This is a genomic window from Aquimarina litoralis, assembly GCF_039523995.1.
Lineage (GTDB): Bacteria > Bacteroidota > Bacteroidia > Flavobacteriales > Flavobacteriaceae > Aquimarina > Aquimarina litoralis.
This window is the reverse complement of sequence record NZ_BAAAGE010000001.1, coordinates 861,849-880,842: the sequence shown is the minus strand read 5'-3', so window position 1 is coordinate 880,842 and position 18,994 is coordinate 861,849. Positions and strand designations below refer to the sequence as shown.

At 31.7% G+C, this 18,994-nt stretch carries 15 protein-coding genes and 1 tRNA gene; 6 read left to right on the top strand and 10 right to left on the bottom strand.

What is annotated here, in order from left to right; genetic code table 11:
• The first annotated feature begins 226 nt into the window (after positions 1-226).
• Positions 227-736: a hypothetical protein gene (locus tag ABD077_RS03460; RefSeq protein WP_343910525.1), complete on the top strand. Its 510-nt coding sequence runs from the start codon at positions 227-229 to the stop codon at positions 734-736.
• Between the two features lie 70 nt (positions 737-806).
• Here the strand turns inward: ABD077_RS03460 and ABD077_RS03455 are convergent, their stop codons facing one another.
• Positions 807-2,855 (bottom strand): glutamine--tRNA ligase/YqeY domain fusion protein, encoded by a 2,049-nt coding sequence (locus ABD077_RS03455; protein ID WP_343910523.1) that lies wholly within the window; start codon positions 2,853-2,855, stop codon positions 807-809.
• A gap of 152 nt (positions 2,856-3,007) precedes the next feature.
• Here ABD077_RS03455 and folB point away from each other — a divergent pair, with 152 nt between their 5' ends.
• On the top strand, positions 3,008-3,364 hold the full coding sequence (gene folB / locus ABD077_RS03450) for a dihydroneopterin aldolase (protein ID WP_299609700.1): 357 nt from the start codon (positions 3,008-3,010) through the stop codon (positions 3,362-3,364).
• Between the two features lie 54 nt (positions 3,365-3,418).
• Positions 3,419-3,489 (top strand) — tRNA-Cys (locus tag ABD077_RS03445).
• A 35-nt stretch (positions 3,490-3,524) separates the two neighbouring features.
• On the opposite strand, the gene ABD077_RS03440 is transcribed toward ABD077_RS03445, so the two are convergent.
• The 3 genes from ABD077_RS03440 to rnr all read right to left on the bottom strand — a co-directional run bounded on the left by ABD077_RS03440 (position 3,525) and on the right by rnr (position 7,208).
• Entirely contained in the window at positions 3,525-4,220 is a 696-nt protein-coding gene (locus ABD077_RS03440) for a LysE family translocator (RefSeq protein WP_343910520.1), read from the bottom strand.
• A gap of 41 nt (positions 4,221-4,261) precedes the next feature.
• On the bottom strand, positions 4,262-4,936 hold the full coding sequence (locus tag ABD077_RS03435; protein ID WP_343910518.1) for a head GIN domain-containing protein: 675 nt from the start codon (positions 4,934-4,936) through the stop codon (positions 4,262-4,264).
• Positions 4,937-5,003: 67 nt separating this feature from the next.
• Positions 5,004-7,208 (bottom strand): ribonuclease R, encoded by a 2,205-nt coding sequence (gene rnr, locus ABD077_RS03430; protein ID WP_343910516.1) that lies wholly within the window; start codon positions 7,206-7,208, stop codon positions 5,004-5,006.
• A 474-nt stretch (positions 7,209-7,682) separates the two neighbouring features.
• On the opposite strand from rnr, the gene ABD077_RS03425 reads away from it, so the two are divergent.
• From ABD077_RS03425 to ABD077_RS03415, 3 genes are all read left to right on the top strand, one after another.
• Positions 7,683-7,922, top strand: a complete 240-nt coding sequence (locus ABD077_RS03425; protein ID WP_343910514.1) for a DUF2007 domain-containing protein — start codon at positions 7,683-7,685, stop codon at positions 7,920-7,922.
• Between the two features lie 576 nt (positions 7,923-8,498).
• A complete protein-coding gene (gene rpiB / locus ABD077_RS03420; RefSeq protein ID WP_343910512.1) occupies positions 8,499-8,930 on the top strand; it encodes a ribose 5-phosphate isomerase B in 432 nt (143 codons plus the stop codon).
• A gap of 12 nt (positions 8,931-8,942) precedes the next feature.
• Entirely contained in the window at positions 8,943-9,392 is a 450-nt protein-coding gene (locus tag ABD077_RS03415; protein ID WP_343910510.1) for a GNAT family N-acetyltransferase, read from the top strand.
• A 61-nt stretch (positions 9,393-9,453) separates the two neighbouring features.
• On the opposite strand, the gene ABD077_RS03410 is transcribed toward ABD077_RS03415, so the two are convergent.
• The 6 genes from ABD077_RS03410 to ABD077_RS03385 form a co-directional block, all read right to left on the bottom strand.
• Positions 9,454-11,076, bottom strand: coding sequence for a S41 family peptidase (locus ABD077_RS03410; protein ID WP_343910508.1), 1,623 nt, complete (start codon positions 11,074-11,076; stop codon positions 9,454-9,456).
• A gap of 37 nt (positions 11,077-11,113) precedes the next feature.
• Positions 11,114-11,494 (bottom strand): ribonuclease P protein component, encoded by a 381-nt coding sequence (rnpA, locus tag ABD077_RS03405; RefSeq protein WP_343910506.1) that lies wholly within the window; start codon positions 11,492-11,494, stop codon positions 11,114-11,116.
• A 96-nt stretch (positions 11,495-11,590) separates the two neighbouring features.
• Positions 11,591-14,299 carry a T9SS type A sorting domain-containing protein gene (locus tag ABD077_RS03400; protein WP_343910504.1) on the bottom strand — a complete coding sequence of 903 codons (2,709 nt, stop codon included), beginning with the start codon at positions 14,297-14,299 and terminating at the stop codon, positions 11,591-11,593.
• A 215-nt stretch (positions 14,300-14,514) separates the two neighbouring features.
• Positions 14,515-16,362: a M1 family metallopeptidase gene (locus ABD077_RS03395; protein WP_343910502.1), complete on the bottom strand. Its 1,848-nt coding sequence runs from the start codon at positions 16,360-16,362 to the stop codon at positions 14,515-14,517.
• A gap of 6 nt (positions 16,363-16,368) precedes the next feature.
• Positions 16,369-18,072, bottom strand: a complete 1,704-nt coding sequence (locus tag ABD077_RS03390) for a S8 family peptidase (RefSeq protein WP_343910500.1) — start codon at positions 18,070-18,072, stop codon at positions 16,369-16,371.
• A complete protein-coding gene (locus tag ABD077_RS03385) occupies positions 18,056-18,916 on the bottom strand; it encodes an MBL fold metallo-hydrolase (RefSeq protein WP_343910498.1) in 861 nt (286 codons plus the stop codon). The genes ABD077_RS03390 and ABD077_RS03385 overlap by 17 nt, the downstream gene beginning before the upstream one ends.
• Positions 18,917-18,994: the final 78 nt, after the last annotated feature.

Here is an 18,994-nt window from a genome sequence, read left to right as displayed (position 1 = left end):
AATTTTCAAAATATCTAATGAGATAAATTACTAATTTTGTATAAGAACTAAAATAAACGGTTTTAAGCGCATTTAAGAAAAAAGATATAAAATCATACTATGCAACTTTTATTCAAGCTCATAGTCTTTTATATAAACCCGTTTATAATAGATAAAAATAATTAAGAAAAATAATTAATAAATTTTTCTTATTAAGAAAAAAAACAGTCATTTATAATTGCAAGTCATGAAAAATTACTTACTCCTCTTTCTATTTATTTCTGGAAGTGTTTTTTCCCAAAGCATGTCCAAATTAGAAAAACTAGCTCTACGGGATGCCAAGATTGTATCTGAGGCATCAGTTAAAAAAGATGTTAATACGCTCTTGCTTCATACACATCCTAAAATATCGAAAAAAATAGGAAACCAACAATTGAAACAAGACTTAGAAGATACCTTCAGAACTATGAGTGCTCAAAAAATTAAAATTGTTAGCTCACAAGTTGATGAAGTCACTGATATACGAAAAGAAAAAAAAGAATATCGTTGCCTAGTAAAAAATACTATCGAAATGGACTATAATGGTCGTACCGTGATATTTAAATCCTCTTTATTCGGATTTTTTAATAAGAAAAAAGAAAAATGGTATTTTATAGATGCTAACAAATTATTAGACGATGAGGATACTAAAAAGGTATTTCGAAATTTCAACACGGATATAGAAATTCCTAAAGATGAGCAAATTGCAGATTTCTAACAGCATACATTAGAACAAAAAAAGACGGACTATCATCCGTCTTTTTTTATTTATAAAAGTAATCAAAACTTTATAGTCCCAATTTGCTTGATACTTGTTCAGCCACTGCTTTTAATAACTCATTTGCATCATCTCTTCCTCTTTTTATAAAATCAATAGCATCTTGATCTGGCATAATACCCTTTTCCTCCAATACCACTCCTAGCGCCAATGTTACTACTATTCTTGTTCCAATTTTCTTAGCAGCTGTTCCGTACAAAGGAATTAATTCATCAATGTCTACATCCTTAGCAGCAACCAAAATCTTTGATTTTAGAGCTTCTCTCTTATCTTCTGGTAAGTTTGTATACTTCTTCCCTGCTCTCTTAATCTCATTAATGGCAGACACTTCAATTTTTATACTCTGAGGCTTTTGAGCTTTTGTACTAGTATTCTGTGTAGCCGGTTTAACTTTAGCCCAAGTATCCCTTAGACCAACAGTCTTATTAAAAATTAACCTATTCGAAGTACTATCAGTATCTACATTAAAATAACCTAATCTTTGAAACTGAAATCTTTCTAAACGTGTTGATTCTTTTAAACTAGGCTCTACATAACCCGTAATTATTTTTAAAGAGTTTGGGTTCAAGAATTCCATAAAATCTTTTTCCTTGTGACTGTCAGGAGCTTCATCGTTAAATAAACGATCATACAACCTTATTTCCGCTGGAATGGAATGGTGTATAGATACCCAATGTAATGTTCCCTTTACATTACGTTTAGACTCTTCTGTGCCACTACCTGATTTGCTCTTAGGGTCATACGTACAATGAATTTCAGTTATTACTCCATTGCTATCCTTTATAACGTTCTCACCTTTGATAATATATGCGTTTTTAAGTCGTACTTCCTTGTCTAATGTAAGCCTAAAATACTTTCGTCCTGCTTCTTCTTTAAAATCTTCTCTCTCTATATATAATTCTTTAGAAAAAGGTACCTTTCTACTTCCTGCAGCTTCGTCTTCTGGATTATTTTCAGCTTCTAACCATTCTTCTTCACCATCAGGATAATTAGTGATAACTAGCTTTACCGGATCCAAAACCGCCATTACTCTTGGTGCTGTTTTATTTAAATCTTCGCGAACACAAAATTCAAGTAGCGATACATCTATCACATTCTCTCTTTTTGCCACACCTACAGTATCTACAAATTTTCTAATTGATGCTGGAGTATATCCTCTTCTTCGTAATCCAGAAATTGTAGGCATTCTAGGATCGTCCCATCCTTTCACTACACCTTCATTCACCAATCTAAGCAACTTACGTTTACTCATAATAGTATAACTTAGGTTTAGTCTAGCAAACTCCCGTTGTTTAGGCCTAATACTTGCATTATCATACACTTGATCCAAAAACCAATCGTACAATTTTCTATGTGGTTTAAATTCTAGAGAACATAAAGAATGTGATATATTTTCTATATAATCACTTTCCCCATGTGTCCAATCATACATAGGATAAATACACCATTTATCACCCGTTCTGTGGTGAGATTTTTTAAGTATTCTATACATTAAAGGATCCCTCATCAGCATGTTGGGATCGGACATATCTATTTTGGCCCTAACAACATGTTCTCCCTCTTCAAAATGACCGTTTTTCATCCTTTCGAATAGATCTAAATTCTCTTCTACCGTTCTATCTCTAAATGGACTATTAATACCAGGTTCTGTTGTAGTACCCTTCTGTTCTGCAATAGCCTCCGAAGATTGGCTATCTACATAAGCTTTTCCATTCTTTATTAATTGAACCGTCCAATCATATAATTGCTGAAAATAATCAGAAGAGTAACATTCTTTATCCCATTGATAACCCAACCAGTTAATATCCTCCTTTATAGCATCTACATATTCTTGCTCTTCTTTAGCAGGATTAGTATCATCAAAACGCAAATTTACTGGAGCATTATATCTTAAACCCATACCAAAACTAATTCCGATAGCTTTAGTATGACCTATATGTAAATATCCATTTGGTTCTGGAGGAAAACGAAAACGTAAATCTTCCTGATCCATTCCATTAGCCAAATCCTCTTCTACGATATGTTCTAAAAAATTAAGTGATTTTTTTTCTTCTGTCATTTGATAAAAATAAAACACAAAACTACCTAATATTTCTAATGATACACAACAATTATATAATTACTGTTTAATTGCTTCAACAACCTAATGCAAAAGGGGTATTTCCTTGTATATTCTTTACAAAGATTCTATTACCTTTGTAAAAAAAATTTGTGGGATTAATTACACTAAAAAATATCAAGGTTTATGCATATCATGGATGCCTTGTTGAGGAGAAAAAAATTGGTTCTGATTATAGGGTTGATCTAAAAGTTAAAGCTGATTTGAACACATCGGCTCATTCTGACCAGCTCTCAGATACTGTTGATTATGTGCATCTTAATCTTATAGTAAAAGAAGAAATGGCTATACGTTCTAAACTACTAGAACATGCCGCTGAACGAATTTTAAATCGTATATTAGAAGAGTTACCATTGGTTGAAAAAGCAACGGTAGATGTCTCTAAAATTAATCCTCCTATTGGCGGAAATGTACAAATGGTTACAATTACCAGAAGTAAAAAAAGATAAATACATCTGAAGTATTCATAAATTTTTTTACATTTGCCGTCTAAGATTAAAAAGGGTGTCGTGGCCGAGTGGCTAGGCAGTGGTCTGCAACACCATCTACAGCGGTTCGAATCCGCTCGACACCTCAAAAAAAAGTCCTGTTAAAATAACAGGACTTTTTTTATTTAAAACCAGAATCTGGTGTAATTTTCTCTATTCTATCTTGAATTTTCTGCTCCATTGTATCAGGAAGTACTCCTTTTACAATTAAAAAAATTCCAAAAACAACCATAATCATACTAATACCTCTTTTAATCAAGTAAGTACGTTTAGGTGTTAATTTTCTTTTTAATCTCTTAGCAAGTAGCATTTTAAGTATATCTACGAATAAATAGGTTATTAAAACCATTGCAAAAAAAACAATGATTCTATTCGTATTCATATCCATTTGTGGTCCGGCCACTACAATGATACCGATCCAAAACCCTAAAACACCAATATTAATGAAGTTTAATAAGAAACCTTTTATAAAAAGTACTAGATAGTTGTTTTTATTAATAATTTCTACGGAGGTATCTCTAAGCTTATTATAATTTTTTCGCTCTTTGATAAAAGATATAGCACCATAAGTTGCTAAAAGCATTCCTCCAAACACAAAAAGCGCTGGATCATCCTTTATTTTTTCTAATATCTGATTTGTACTAAAATATGCGATTAAAATAAAGACAATATCTGCAAAAATAACTCCAAGATCTACAGCCAAAGCCGCTCTAAACCCTTTGATTGCGGCAGTTTCTAATAAAACAAAAAAAACAGGTCCAATTAAAAAGGCAAGTATAAAACCTAAAAATATTGCTGCTTGAGCATCCTGAAACATAAAAAAGTAGATATATTTCTTACAAAGTTAGAAAATACTACTTAGTTTACCTTAATAATTTTACCTCCAAAAACTTTTTTTCCATCGACCTCTTCCGGATTTCCATAAATTCTAATAGTTCCACCAGCTGCTGTATTAGCCTTTACATATTCACTTGCATTTACATTTGCTCTTCCTCCTGCACTAATTTTTACCTGAGTACTTTTTGTTTTTAAATCCTCTCCCATAAATTGTCCTCCAGCTTTTACAGTTACTTCTTGCTCTTCGGCACTTCCTTCCAAATGCAATCCACCACCACTAACAGCTCTTGCTAACAATCTACCAGTTTTAATTTCCGCATAGATATCACCTCCTTCTTGTGCTCGTAAATCTAATTCATCCGCAGAGATAATCTCCTTTACCCGAATCTTTGCTCCTTCATTCACATCCAATTTTGATATTTCTTTATAATACACAACTACTTCTGTATTATTATTATCCCAAGTATTACTTAATGACATTTTTATTTTTAATACTTCATCCTTAAGTACTACATCTACTTCTCTCCTACTAATCCCAGAAATTTCGACCTTATTTTCTGAACCTTTTAATAATTTTACTTCGATCTTATCAAAAACTTTTAGTTCACTAAAATCACCGACATTTTTAGTGATTACTTTTTGTGCTTGCAGTCCTGATACTACTAATAAGAATGTTAGAATTATTACTTTTTTCATTTCCCTATTACTTTTAAATTTGATAATTGTGTGATTTTTATTTTAATAAACGATCATTACATTTATTTTATTCTAATTCTTCTTTACTACCAAGCAATGTAAAATCTAAATGTCTCTTCACTAGATCTGCATTCTTAACCTTTACATACACTTCATCTCCTAACTGATACATTTTTTTAGAACTCTGGCCAATAATAGCATATTCATCCTGATCAAAAATATAACGATCATCATTCATATCTTTTAATCTGATCATTCCTTCGCATTTATTATTTATAATTTCTACATAAATCCCCCACTCTGTTACTCCAGATATTACGCCTAAAAATTCTTCATCTTCATGATCCTTCATGAATTTGATCTGCATATATTTAATAGAATCTCTTTCGGCACTAGCCGCTAAATTCTCCATTGAGCTACTATGATTACACTTTTCTTCATATTCTTCTTCTGCAACAGTTTTTCCGTTATCCAAATAATGTTGTAACAAACGATGTGCCATAACATCAGGATATCTTCTAATTGGTGAAGTAAAATGTGAATAATAATCAAAGGCTAATCCATAATGCCCAATATTATGAGTAGTATATTCTGCTTTACTCATACTTCGTATTGCAAGGGTATCGACCAAATTTTGTTCTTTTTTTCCTTGAACATCTTTTAACAAACCATTTAATGATTTTGTGGTTGTTTTTCGATCTCGCAAATCCAATTTATATCCAAACCTTCCAATTATGTTTTGTAAAGCAGCAAGTTTTTCATCATTAGGTTCATCATGTACTCTATATACAAATGTTTTCTTTGGATTTTGTTTTCCAACGAATTCTGCGACCTTTTTATTAGCTAATAGCATAAACTCTTCAATAAGCTTATTAGCGTCCTTAGAAGTCTTAAAAAACACCCCTACAGGGTTCTTTTCTTCATTCAAACTAAATTTAACTTCGACTTTATCAAAAGAAATAGCTCCTTTACCCATTCTTTGAGTCCGCATTATTTTTGCTAATTCGTCCAGTTTTAATATAGCATCGGCGATTTTTTGGTCTGCACTATATGCTTTTCCAGTTAACGAAATATCTTTCGGAATACTGTTTTTACCAGTCTCGATGATATGTTGTGCTTCTTCATACGCAAAACGTGCATCCGAATAGGTTACTGTTCTTCCAAACCATTGTTTTATAATTTCTGCTTTATTGTTTAATTCAAAAACAGCAGAAAACGTATACTTTTCTTCATGAGGTCTTAACGAACAAGCATTATTTGATAATACTTCTGGTAACATAGGAACTACTCTATCTACTAAATACACTGATGTAGCTCTTTCATAAGCTTCGTCATCCAGAATAGTTCCTGGTTTTACGTAATGAGAAACATCTGCAATATGAATTCCTATTTCGTAATTTCCATTTTCTAGTATTTCAAAAGAAAGTGCATCGTCAAAGTCTTTAGCATCTTTAGGATCGATAGTAAACGTTAGTGTTTTACGCATATCTCTCCTTTTTTTGATTTCTGATTCCTGAATGGAAGTATCTAATTCATTTGCATAATTTTCAACTTCGGATGGAAACTCATACGGTAACCCATATTGCGCTAAGATTGCATGAATCTCTGTATTATGTTCTCCTGGTTTACCAAGAACTTTCACCACTTTTCCAAATGGAGAATCTGCTTTTTCTGGCCAATCTTCGAGTTTTACTAATACCTTATCTCCATCTTCTGCATTTTTTATCTTGTTCTTAGGGATAAAAATATCTGTATACATTCTAGAATCCTGCATATTTACAAATGCATAGTTCTTCTGTATTTCTATAACTCCGACAAACTCATTTTTACTTCTTGATATGATTCTAGAAATTTCTCCCTCGCTCTTACCTCTACGCTTTCTTTTATATACATAAACTTCTACCTCATCACCATTTAGCGCTTTGTTAAGATTATTATTTGGTACAAAAATATCATCTTCTAATTCTTCTACGATAACATATCCTGTTCCTTTAGAAGTTAATTCTAATACTCCTGTAAAAGTGTTAATATTAGGAACTATTTTGAATTTTCCTCTATCTACTTCCTCTATCTCTTTTTTGGCCGCTAATTGGGTTAACTTTTTAATTATTTGATTCCTACTACTAGGATCATCAACACCAAACTTGCCGGCAATCTGTTTATAATTAAAAGTTTTGTTAGGTTCTGATTTAAGTATCTTAAGTATTCCTTGTGTAATGTTTTCAATTTTGGGAGACTTTTTCCTTCTTCCTCTTCTTCTTTTTCTTTTCATTAATGTCTTTTAAATTTTATCATATAAAATTACAGCTTATCTTTTAAGGTTCGCTGTTTTCCATATAAACTTTTATTTAATATTAAATTTTATTCTTGTTTAAAGTTAAAAAAATATTATATCTGTAAATCAAATGTTTACGTTTAAAATATTTAAACAAATCTTGTTATTTTTCTTAAAATTTACTTAATTTTAATATACGAAGATTGTTAATTATTCGTTTGGTACTAAGTAGTATGATACCTAAAGTCAAAAAAATTCATAAGATAATATTTCTGTTTACCCTAATATTCCTATTAGGCTTATATTATGCTACAGTATATATTGGGAACACAATGGACGAACATACTGATACCAATAAAAAATCAGAAATAAACGGTACGATCCTATCCGATAAGGAAGCAACACAAATCAACTAAGTCTTTTTTTAGATAATTTGTATATTGTAAATCATCAATTATCTGGACTTTTTTCATGAAAGATTTTATAACTATAGCAACCTTTACATATCCAAACGATTATGCAATATTACGACTTCTTTTGGAAAGAGAAGGAATTTCTTATTTTTTTGAGAATGAAACAATGATTGGTGTCTTTCCATTTTACTCGAACGCTCTTGGCGGAATCCATCTAAAAATCCATCCCAAGGATAAAATAAGGGTTCAAAAAATCATAGATGATCTTAACACAAATTCTCATCTAAGAATTATCTAGTTCTATTATCCATACTTTTTATAGTTTTCAACATATATCATATATATATCTTTTTCTTTTTTTAAAATTTAAAATAAAAATGATGATTATAATATAGTGTTGATAGCGGTATAACTTTTGTATTTTTTTTTTGTTTTTTAAGTTAGATTGATTTTTCAGAAATATATTAACAACATATAAAAAGGTTAAATACTTGATAATCTTATTAAAATTAATTTTAATTAACAGATGTTCATAGTTTATAAACACATCTTTTTATTGATACTTTTACTGAAAAATCATAGTTGATAACAATAACTTAATGTTTAAAAACTTCACAAGAAAAAGTCATTAATAAATTTTGATTTGATGTCAAGACCTTTGTATTCTAATTTAAATTAAGATGTCCAAATAAAGTTTCTTTAATTTAGCAACTATTTATTCACATCCAATGTTAACAGAAGGTAAGGAGTTATTAACATTGAGGTAACGTTAAGGTAATTTATTGATTTTTTGAAGTTTACTTTTTTTGTTTGAAGTATCTTTGTTTTCAAATAATAAATCTAAAATCTTTAATAAAATAAAAATTTAAAAGTTGTGAAAATAGCTATTGGAAATGATCACGCAGGAACTGAATATAAATTCGGAATAATAACTTATTTAAAATCACAAGGAATAGAAGTTGTTAATTACGGAACAGATGAAAATAGTAGCGTAGATTATCCAGATTTTGTTCATCCGGTTGCGAAAGATGTTGATAATGGTACTGTAGATTATGGAATACTTATTTGTGGAAGTGGAAATGGTGTTTCTATGACAGCAAATAAATATAAAAATGTAAGGGCTGGTTTATGTTGGACCAAAGAAATAACGGAATTGACACGCTTACACAATAATGCTAATGTGATCAGTATACCAGCTAGATATACATCGTTACCTCAGGCGATTGAAATGGTTAAAACTTTTTTAGCTACTGATTTCGAGGGTGGAAGACACGAGAATAGAGTAAATAAGATTTCTATGTGTTAATCATTTTCTTTTATGAGTGATATAAATTTTGAAATTAAGCGTTTTGATGGATTGTCAACTAAGGAGTTGTATAAAATTTTGCGCTTACGCGCAGAAGTCTTTGTTGTAGAACAAGATTGTGTTTATCAAGATATAGATAATAAAGACCAAAAAGCACTTCATGTTATAGGATATAAGGATGAAAATATCGTGGCTTATGCAAGAATATTTGCTGCTGGTGATTATTTCGATAAAGCTAGTATAGGTAGAGTAGTAGTTCTAGAAAAAGAACGAAAATATGGTTATGGTCATGATCTTATTAAGCAAAGTATTTCTGCTATAAAAGAAAATTATAAGACTAATAAAATAAAGATCTCCGCGCAATGTTATTTGAAAAGATTCTATGAAAAACATGGATTTATACAACAAGGTAAAGAGTATTTAGAAGATGATATTCCTCATATAGCAATGATAACTTCATAAAAAATAAAACCCAGCTATAAGAAGGCTGGGTTTTTATATGCTTAATTTTAAGGTTTACTAACTATTTTAATATACTTTCGTACTTAGATTTACTACCCAATATTTCTTTACTTTTTTTAATTTCGGGATTATTATTGATATAATAATTATATAGTCCTTCTCTATAAGAATAACGTTTTACAATTTCGTCTGTAAGCAAGTTTGCAATTTCAGTTTTATAAGTATCTAACCCTTTTGCTTTAGATGTTTTTATGGTAGCAAGTAACGCATTATAGCTCTCTTTAATATCAGTATCCAGCTTGTCTCTTCTAGCAACTTCTAAGGATTTTTTTAGAGACTTTTCAGTTTGAGTTTCATAATCAAAACCACTTTCTTTTACAAATTTTTTGAAGTCTTCATAATCTTTATCGGTAAACTTAAAGTTGTTAACATCCATGTTCTGATGCTCATAATAATACTTTGTTCCATAATCAAATATGGCGTCTGATTGTAATAAGGAAGTTGTGATATTACTAAATTTAGAAGTTTCCATTTCAATATCTGGTTGGATTCCTCCTCCATCATAAACAGTTCTTCCATTTTTTGTTTTAAATGCTTTAAAATCTTTTTCATTTATTCTAACTGCCTTATTATTTTCATCACGATTCCAGTAATCGAGTGCTTGAATACACCTTCCGCTTGGTGTATAGTATCGAGATATGGTAATTTTAAGTTGTGTACCGTAAGTCAGCTTTTTTGGTCGTTGGACCAATCCTTTTCCAAAGCTTCTGGCTCCTATTACTACTCCTCTGTCTAAATCTTGAATACTTCCTGCAACAATTTCGCTTGCAGAAGCGCTCCGACCATTTACCAGTACAACTAAAGGGATTTCGGTATCAATAGGAGTTTTTTTAGTAAAATACTCTTTATTATATTTTTTTACTACAGATTTTGTAGTTGTAATTAACTCTCCTTTCGGTACAAAAATATTTGTTACGTTTATAGCTTCACTTAATAAACCACCTGGATTCCCTCGAAGATCTAAAATAATCTTATTGGCTCCTTGGGCTTTTAAATCTTTTAAAGCAGCTACAGTTTCTGATGAGGCTTTGTTATTAAATTTAGATAGTACGATATATCCAGAATTATCATCTAGCAAAGTGAAAAACGGTACTGCCTTTACTTCTATTTCTTCTCTAGTTAGTGTGGTTGTTTTAATTTGATTTTGTCTTCTATAACTAATTTCTACTTCGGTACCACTTGCTCCTTTAAGAAGTTCTCCGGCATCTTCTTCAAAATCTGATACTGTTACATCCCCAATTTTAATAATCTCATCTCCAGCTTTAAGACCGGCTTTGTCCGCTGGATAATCCTTATAAGGTTCTACAATGATTATTTTATCTTTTACCGTTTTCACCGAAGCACCAATACCTGTATATTCTCCAGCATTTCTAATTTTAGAAGCTTCTACATCCTGTTCATTCCAATATTTGGTATATGGATCCAAATCATCTAGCATTGCCTTTATAGCAGTATCCATAAGCTCTGCGGGATTGGTTTCATCTACATAGTTCATATTTAATTCTTTAAACATAGTAGTGAAAATTTCAATCTGCTTTGCTATTTCAAAAAAATCAGATTTAAAACTGAAAGTCGAAAATAAAATAGCTATAGCAAGGGTAGAATAAAGGATTTTCTTTTTCATACTTTTTATTTTTTTAATAAATGAAAGGATATTAAAACTAAGAAGTCTCTATTTCCTTTACAACGAACTTTTGTAGTATTTCTTTTATTTTAGATTCTATTAGCATACAATCAGGCATTTCTTTTCCTGTATATAAGAACATAAAAGTAAAGTGATGAGAAGTGTTATTGATCACAAGATACTTATTTTTTCGATAACTTTCGCGTAGCAAACGTTTTATACGGTTTCTTTCTACAGCTTTTTTAAAATTGCGTTTACTAACCGATACAGTTGTCTTAATAGAAGGCTCATTTGTTGATGAAGTTTTTCTATATATGAGACGCACAGGATATTTAGCAATAGACTTACCTTCGGAAAAAATTAGGTCAATCTCTTTTTTACTTTTTAATCGTTCTTTGGAGCCAAAAGTTCTTGTCATATCCTTGTAAATGTACAGATAAGAGTTGAGATATTCTCATAAAAAAAACCATAGCACTAATTGGTACTATGGTTTTTTAAATAGTTTTATTAAAACTTAGTTTTTATTAAAAATTACAGCTTTTTCTGTTTGATCAGATCTTATTTGAAGTATATAATTACCCTGAGGTATATTATCTACATTTATTTGTTTGTTACTGTTTAAAACACCTGTTTTTATCTCCTTACCGTCAAAAGAGAAAACAGAAAAATCCAAGTCGCCTTTAACAAAAGTACTTTCTACTTCAACATTTATAACATCTTTGGCTGGGTTTGGCCAAAAAACAAATTTTGAATCAGTAGTATCAAATTCTTCTACAGAAAGAGTTGCCTCTATTGTTCCTTCATACATTCCATTTCCATGGGTTCCTATAAGTAATGTATTATTTGATGGCTTATAAGCTAAGGCGCTTACTACAGCAAAACCAATTTGATTAGGTGCTTCAATTTCCCAATCTTCATTTACTGGGTCTAAACTACTGTATAAACCTCTAGCGGTTCCTACAAAGTATCTTGTTTCACTACCAATTTCAGTTATAGCTGCTGATCTTATAGAGAATGTATCTAAATTTCTTTCGGCTACTGTCCATGTAGGAGTATCAGAAGTTGCATTGGTAGTAATATAAATATTTGTAATTCCATAATTAGAATAGGTTACCATCACAATATCATTATTTGTTGGATGTATTGCAATACCACTTACAGTTCCTTCAAGTCTACCCGGAGGAGTAATTTCTACAGCATCAGTGAAAGCTGTAGCATTTTGAGGATCATTTAATCTAAATAAAGATCCTTGATTTCCACCAACTAATAAATAACTGGAAGATGCATCATATGCTCCCCAAGTAGCTTTCATTTGTTTGATATTTTCTCCAAAAGGAAGACTTCCTAAGTCATTCCATGTAGTAGCTGTAACATTACTGGCATCCGAAGTAGAAAAAAGAGTATTTAGTCCAGCATAATATAAGGCATTATTATTACTCTCATCTAAATAAAAATAAGTAACAAACTGACTTCTAGGATTTTGTCCTGTAACAATAATACCCTCTGGAGTAATTTCCGAAAATTCAGAGGTTGACACTCTAAAAACAGGACCTCGTTGAACACCTAAATAATACAAACTTGGTGCTACACCAACAGCAACACCATCACCACCGGCAATGTCGAACATTGTAGTAGCATCCGGAAGACCAAAACTTATTCCACCACCGGTAGTTCCATTATCCTGTGCTCCACCAATAACAATATCGGATGTAGCTCTCGGATCTGTTGCTACATGATAATATTGGTAGGTTTGATAATCATTATTAAGGTTAGTCCATGAAACAGTAGCTGCATTAATATTATCAGTTCTATGAATTCCTCCATCAGTTCCGGTAAATAAAACATCTGGATTATTTGGAGGAAAAGCAAATGCATGAATATCTGGATGATGTTCGTCTGCATCAATTCCTAAATCATACAATGCATAACTTTGATTATTTCTATACCCACCTATTCTTGTAAAAGAAGCATCAGTTGTGATGTCTTCAATCTTATAAGCATTTGTTCCTCCGATAAGAACAAAATTTTCGTCATCTGGTTTAACACCAACAACAAGATCATAACCGCCTTGTACAGCAATAGGATCATTTCCTGCTAAGTCACCACCTGGCTCATCAGGCATAGTGTTTGTTCTATTTGTCCATGTATCTGTAGAGTCATTCCATTGCCATAAACCAGCTTCAAAGAGACCAGAAGAAGTGTGTAAAAGATAAACAATATCCTCATTGGATGGTGCTACAGCAAGCACTGCTCTACCATTGGATCCGAAACCAGGTGTTACATTAGAACCTATTCTAGTGTAAGAGCCTATACCTGTTGGTGATTGCCAAACCCCATTAGCAGTTGTGGAGTTCCCTGAAAAAGAAGCATATACTATTCCAGTACTTGTTATTACAACATCGGAAAAGAAATTTCCACCAGAATCTAATTCAACAGTCCAATCAGTACCATCGAATCTTCTTATAGCACCACCAGCACCCGCATAAAGATCTCCGGTAGTTGGATGAACCGCTATTTTAAACATAAAATCAAATGGAGAATCATTTTGTTCTTGAACTGATGCTGTACTAGGTAATTGAGTCCAGCTTTGTCCACTATCTGTAGATTGCCATATACCCTGACCTAAAAAGGCAGCGCCATCAGCATTAGCAGAATTTCCAAAACTTTCACCAGTTCCATAATACCAAATATTTTCAAAACCGTTTCTTGGATCTTGTACTATAGTGGTAACGTTATGAATTTCATTATTCGAAGATACCTTACTCCAGTTCGCTCCTCCATCAGTAGTCCTAAATACACCACTACTTACCCCTCCGGCAATGATAGTGTTTCCAGTATTATCAGATCTATCAAATACGATAGTTCTTGTTCTTCCACCTAAATTAGAAGGACCTCTTGAAATATAAGAAGTATTACTTGCAGATTTTGCATTTTTTGATTGAACCATCAATTGGTTAGAGACGAAGATTTCACTTTGTTTTTCTTCAACTGGAATTTTTCCAGTTTTAGGATTCGCTTGTAAATCAAATTCATGTTTACGTCTTTCTTCTGCAAAACGACGACGTTCTTCAAGTGTTTTCATTTTTTTAGGGCCCTCCTTTTTAAAAGGAACGAACACTTTGGATGTTTGGTTGTCTATTTCATTTTTATTTTCATTGTTAAATAAAAGTGCAACAGAAACCAATACTAATGAAATAGGAATAAGTAATTTTACTTTTTTCATAGGTAATGATTTTATCATTTTTTCAATTTTTCGCATCAAAAATAACAAATTATTGTGTTTTACTTAGTTAAATTTATTTATTAAGTGCTTAGATATAACAACTTACTTTATAAAATCCCTAAAAAAAAGTAAGAATTTTATGAGATCAAAGTAAAAACCCAGAATTGAAATCATCAATTCTGGGTTTTGCTTTTTAAAAAACCAACTTTTAGTATTTATGGTTCCGTTGGAGAATATTCATTATTTTTTTTATCCACATCCGCCATTTGCTCTGTAATATCAATTTTCAGTGATTTTATGTCAGATTTAGGTTTTGAAATATTAAAAGTATATGTTGGGTGAGTCCATGTCCAATCGGATAGAACAGCTCTTTTTGTTTTAGGAAAAGGGTTTTCTTTTTCTTTTCTCATCATCCTTAAAGGAATATAAAATGATTCTTTGCTACCATCATTATATTCTACATAAAGGTCTATAGGCATTGGCATTAATCCTAAACGCTCTAAGGTTATTGATGTAGTATTTCCTTTTTCTGAAACGTCTTTAATGCTGTAATCAATGGTGTTTGTAGTTTGCGTCCAATCGGTTAAATACCAGTCTAATTGCATTCCTGAAATTTTCTCTGCAATACGTTTAAAATCATTGGGTGTTGGATGTTTAAATTTCCATTGATCATAGTATTTTTTAATAGTTTTGGTTAGGTTTTCTTGTCCAATAACATATCCAAGTTGTGCCATAAAAACTGCACCTTTTGCGTAAGCAGATGCGCCATAAGCTCCATTTCTAGAGAAACGATCAGCATGAGTTGATTGTGGTTGCTCTATTCCGGAAGTAGCCAATTGAAAATATCCTTGATACATACCTTTCATAGGATTTGGTTTGTTTTGTCCCATTACCTTATCCATTGCTAAAGTGGAAATATAACTAGTAAACCCTTCATCCATCCATTCATGTTTAGCTTCATTTGTTGCTAAAATATGTTGAAACCATGCATGTGCCATTTCATGGGCTGTTACGCCAACTAAACTACCAAAACTTCTTTTTCCAGTTATTAATGTACACATGGCATATTCCATTCCACCATCTCCTCCTTGTATTATCGAATATTGATCGTATGGATATTTTCCTATCGTTGTACTAAAATAATTCATTAAATCAACTGATTTAGGCTGTAGCTTTGTCCAGTTTTCTATAAATGCTTTATCATCACTTTTCTTATATAAGAAATGAAGAACAGGACCATCAGGAACTTGTACTACATCATGAATATATTCTGGGTCCGCTGCCCAAGTAAAATCGTGAACATTTGGAGCAATAAAATGCCAAGCAAGTTTTTTTCCTTTTTGTTTTACTTTGGTTCCAGGTTTTTCATATCCGTGTCCAATTTCTTCAGGATTTTGAAGATAACCTGATCCTCCTAGAATATAATTTTTATCAATGTTAATAGTTACATCAAAATTACCCCAAACACCATGAAATTCTCTAGCTATATATGGGTCTGCATGCCATCCTTCGAAATCATATTCGGCAATTTTAGGATACCATTGCGTCATAGATAAGGCGACACCTTCTTTACTATTACGTCCAGAACGGCGGATTTGATTAGGAACTTGACCATTAAATTTCATTGAGAAGGTGACCTTTTCTCCTGGTGCGATTGCCTTATTGAGTTGTACCTCCAAAATAGTTCCTGCAACCTCATATTGTACATTTTTTCCATTTTGCTTTAAGGAAGATACTTTAAGATATCCTATTTCTTCTGGAGATAGTTTGCTAATTCTATCCATAACTCTAGGATCAGGATCGGCAATAGTTCGGGATCTTACATCCATTTCGCTTCCTGGTTGGAACGCATTGAAATATAAATGATAAAAAACCTGATCTAGTGTATCTGGAGAATTATTAGTATAAACTAGCTCTTGGGTTCCAGTATACTGGAAATTTTTTACATTCATATCCACGTTCATTTTATAATCAACGTGTTGTTGCCAGTAGCTTGTATTATTTTGTGCTTTTACACTGAAAATGGATATTAAAAATCCAATTGAGATTATTTTAGAGATCATTTTGTTTTATTTTGATAGTTTTTCAGCCAAAATAAGGGCGTTATATAAGTTAACCATTTTACCGGATTTGGATAATTCGGTAAATTTATCAGATTTGATACCGTCTGATCCTACAACAACCGTAGCGGTTGTACTTAAACCACTATCCATTAAAATTTGTTTCACTTGTGTAGCTTTTAATTTTGGATAATAAGATCTAATTAATGCCGCCACACCTGAAACTGCAGGAGCAGCCATTGAGGTACCTTGGAGATATTCGTAAGAATTCGATGGAGTAGTAGCCCATATTTTTACTCCTGGAGCGAAAGCATCTACATTATTTTTCCCGTAATTAGAAAAACTAGCTACTAAATTAGAACCGTACTCGTAATTTAAAGCACCAATTGTGATAAAGTTATTGGAAATTTCAGAGGTATTATCTGTTTGATCATTTGGATATACCGCTTTTTGATCTAGATCTAAACCTTCATTTCCTGCAGCATTAACAATTAAAACATCTTTTTCATCAGCATATTTTATGGCTTCTCTAACCCACTCAGGATGTGTAGAGAAGTATTTTCCAAAACTAGTATTAATTACTTTAGCTCCGTTATCAACTGCGTACCTTATAGCAAGTGCAATATCTTTGTCATATTCATCACCATTGGGAACAGCTCTAATTGCCATAATTTTTACATTTTTAGCAATTCCATTAACTCCTTTTCCATTATTACGTTCTGCTGCAATAATACCGGACACATGTGTTCCGTGTTTTATTCCTTCTTTATCTGGATTAGGTCCCATAACGTTGTTATTTCCATAAGTAACGTCTGTAATATCATCTACATTATCCTTTACAATTGTTCTTCCATCAAAATCTAGGTTTAGATGATAGTTTAATTGTTCGGAAAAATGTTTGATACCTCCTTCTATATTCTGAATCAGATCTGGAATTGTTTCTCCTTTTTGTAAAAAACCAAACATTTGAGATAACAGAGCAACTTGTTGTTGCATTTGAGGGGTTTCGGCTTTCACACCTAAGAGTTCGTTTTGATTATAATCTTCTTTTCCTAAAACTTCAGCTATTTTTTCATGAGAAGGTTTCACCTGCTGTATAATCTGCTCATATCTAGTTTTGGTCCCAACAGCTTTTTGATACTCTTCTTCTAGTTGTGCTTTAGCTTCTATATATGTTTGATATTCTTCTTTATCAGAAGCACTTACTGAAGCAAAGTTTTTTCCTTCAAATTTTGGTTTTAGTTTTTTTACGATTCTAGTGTATTCAAGGTTTTCGTTTTCAGAATCTCCAAGAAAGTTCCAACCATGTATATCATCAATATATCCGTTATTGTCATCATCTTTACCATTATTTTTAATCTCTTTCGGGTTCGTCCAGATAACACCATCTAAATCTTCATGTTCAATATCAACACCACTATCAATTACAGCAACAATAACCGTTTGTCCGTTTTTGTTTTTAAGTAATTCATTGTAAGCTCTATTTACACTCATTCCAGGAATTGTGTCTTTTTTTAAATCTGCAGAATTCCAGTTTTTCAGTTGTGCTTCGGTTAAAACAATGTTTTTTAAAGGAACTGTATCAATATTTTCTATAGGAGTAGAAATTATTGTAGGAGCTCCACAACTTACAAACAACATTGATGAGGCAATGGAAGCAAAAATTTTTTTATTAGACTTAGGGTTCATAGCATTTTTAATTAAATATTTCATTACAAGTAAATGTTTCTTTATATCGTACACCTTTCTCGGTTTGTTGTACAGTTATTATTTCATTATGCGCATCATGTTCCATAAACAAATACCAATTGTTTTTAGCCGCATTTTCCAAAAATAGTTTTTTCTCAGGTAATGTTAATAGAGGTCTAGTATCATACCCCATTACATAAGGTAAAGGTATATGACCAGCAGTAGGCAATAGATCTGCCATAAATACGATAGTCTGCTCTTTATATATTATATGAGGAATCATTTGTTTTTCTGTATGACCATCAGCAAATAGTACGCCAAAACCTAATTCCGTTTCTTTTTGGAAGGTTTCTCCAGTTCTAGAAATAAAGTTAAGATGACCACTTTGTTGAATGGGTAATATATTTTCTGATAGAAAAGATGCTTTTTCTCTAGCGTTAGGTTCGACAGCCCATTTCCAGTGATTTTCATTACTCCATATTTTAGCATTTTTAAATGCTATTTCATAACCTGTTTTGTCTTTATTCCACACTACTACACCTCCACAATGATCAAAATGTAAATGAGTAATAAATACATCGGTTATATCATCTCTGTGGAATCCCTTTTCTTTCAATGATTTGTCTAAATTATCATCTCCCCACAAAGAATAATAACCAAAAAATTTATCAGATTGTTTATTTCCCATACCAGAATCAATAAGAATTAATCGATTCCCGTCTTCTATTAAGAGACATCTGGCGGCAATATCTATTAAATTGTTTGCATCAGCGGGGTTTGTTTTATTCCATAAAACTTTTGGAACAACACCAAACATTGCTCCTCCATCTAGTTTAAAGTTTCCTGCTTTTACAGCGTGTAGTTTCATCTGCTGATAAGATTAGTTTTAGAAATCAAATTCACTAATTATATATATTCTAAAGTGGATTCAAAATTTTTGCAAAAT

Excerpts from the sequence above, each read along its gene's own strand:
- ABD077_RS03440 (WP_343910520.1), bottom strand. The coding sequence starts at position 4,220 with ATGTTTCAGGATGCTCAAGCAGCAATATTTTTAGGTTTTATACTTGCC.
- rnpA (WP_343910506.1), bottom strand. The coding sequence starts at position 11,494 with ATGACAAGAACTTTTGGCTCCAAAGAACGATTAAAAAGTAAAAAAGAG.
- ABD077_RS03435 (WP_343910518.1), bottom strand. The coding sequence starts at position 4,936 with ATGAAAAAAGTAATAATTCTAACATTCTTATTAGTAGTATCAGGACTG.
- ABD077_RS03410 (WP_343910508.1), bottom strand. The coding sequence starts at position 11,076 with ATGAAAAAGAAAATCCTTTATTCTACCCTTGCTATAGCTATTTTATTT.
- ABD077_RS03400 (WP_343910504.1), bottom strand. The coding sequence starts at position 14,299 with ATGAAAAAAGTAAAATTACTTATTCCTATTTCATTAGTATTGGTTTCT.
- ABD077_RS03415 (WP_343910510.1), top strand. The coding sequence starts at position 8,943 with ATGAGTGATATAAATTTTGAAATTAAGCGTTTTGATGGATTGTCAACT.
- ABD077_RS03455 (WP_343910523.1), bottom strand. The coding sequence starts at position 2,855 with ATGACAGAAGAAAAAAAATCACTTAATTTTTTAGAACATATCGTAGAA.
- rnr (WP_343910516.1), bottom strand. The coding sequence starts at position 7,208 with ATGAAAAGAAAAAGAAGAAGAGGAAGAAGGAAAAAGTCTCCCAAAATT.
- ABD077_RS03395 (WP_343910502.1), bottom strand. The coding sequence starts at position 16,362 with ATGATCTCTAAAATAATCTCAATTGGATTTTTAATATCCATTTTCAGT.
- ABD077_RS03460 (WP_343910525.1), top strand. The coding sequence starts at position 227 with ATGAAAAATTACTTACTCCTCTTTCTATTTATTTCTGGAAGTGTTTTT.
- ABD077_RS03425 (WP_343910514.1), top strand. The coding sequence starts at position 7,683 with ATGAAAGATTTTATAACTATAGCAACCTTTACATATCCAAACGATTAT.
- ABD077_RS03390 (WP_343910500.1), bottom strand. The coding sequence starts at position 18,072 with ATGAAATATTTAATTAAAAATGCTATGAACCCTAAGTCTAATAAAAAA.
- ABD077_RS03385 (WP_343910498.1), bottom strand. The coding sequence starts at position 18,916 with ATGAAACTACACGCTGTAAAAGCAGGAAACTTTAAACTAGATGGAGGA.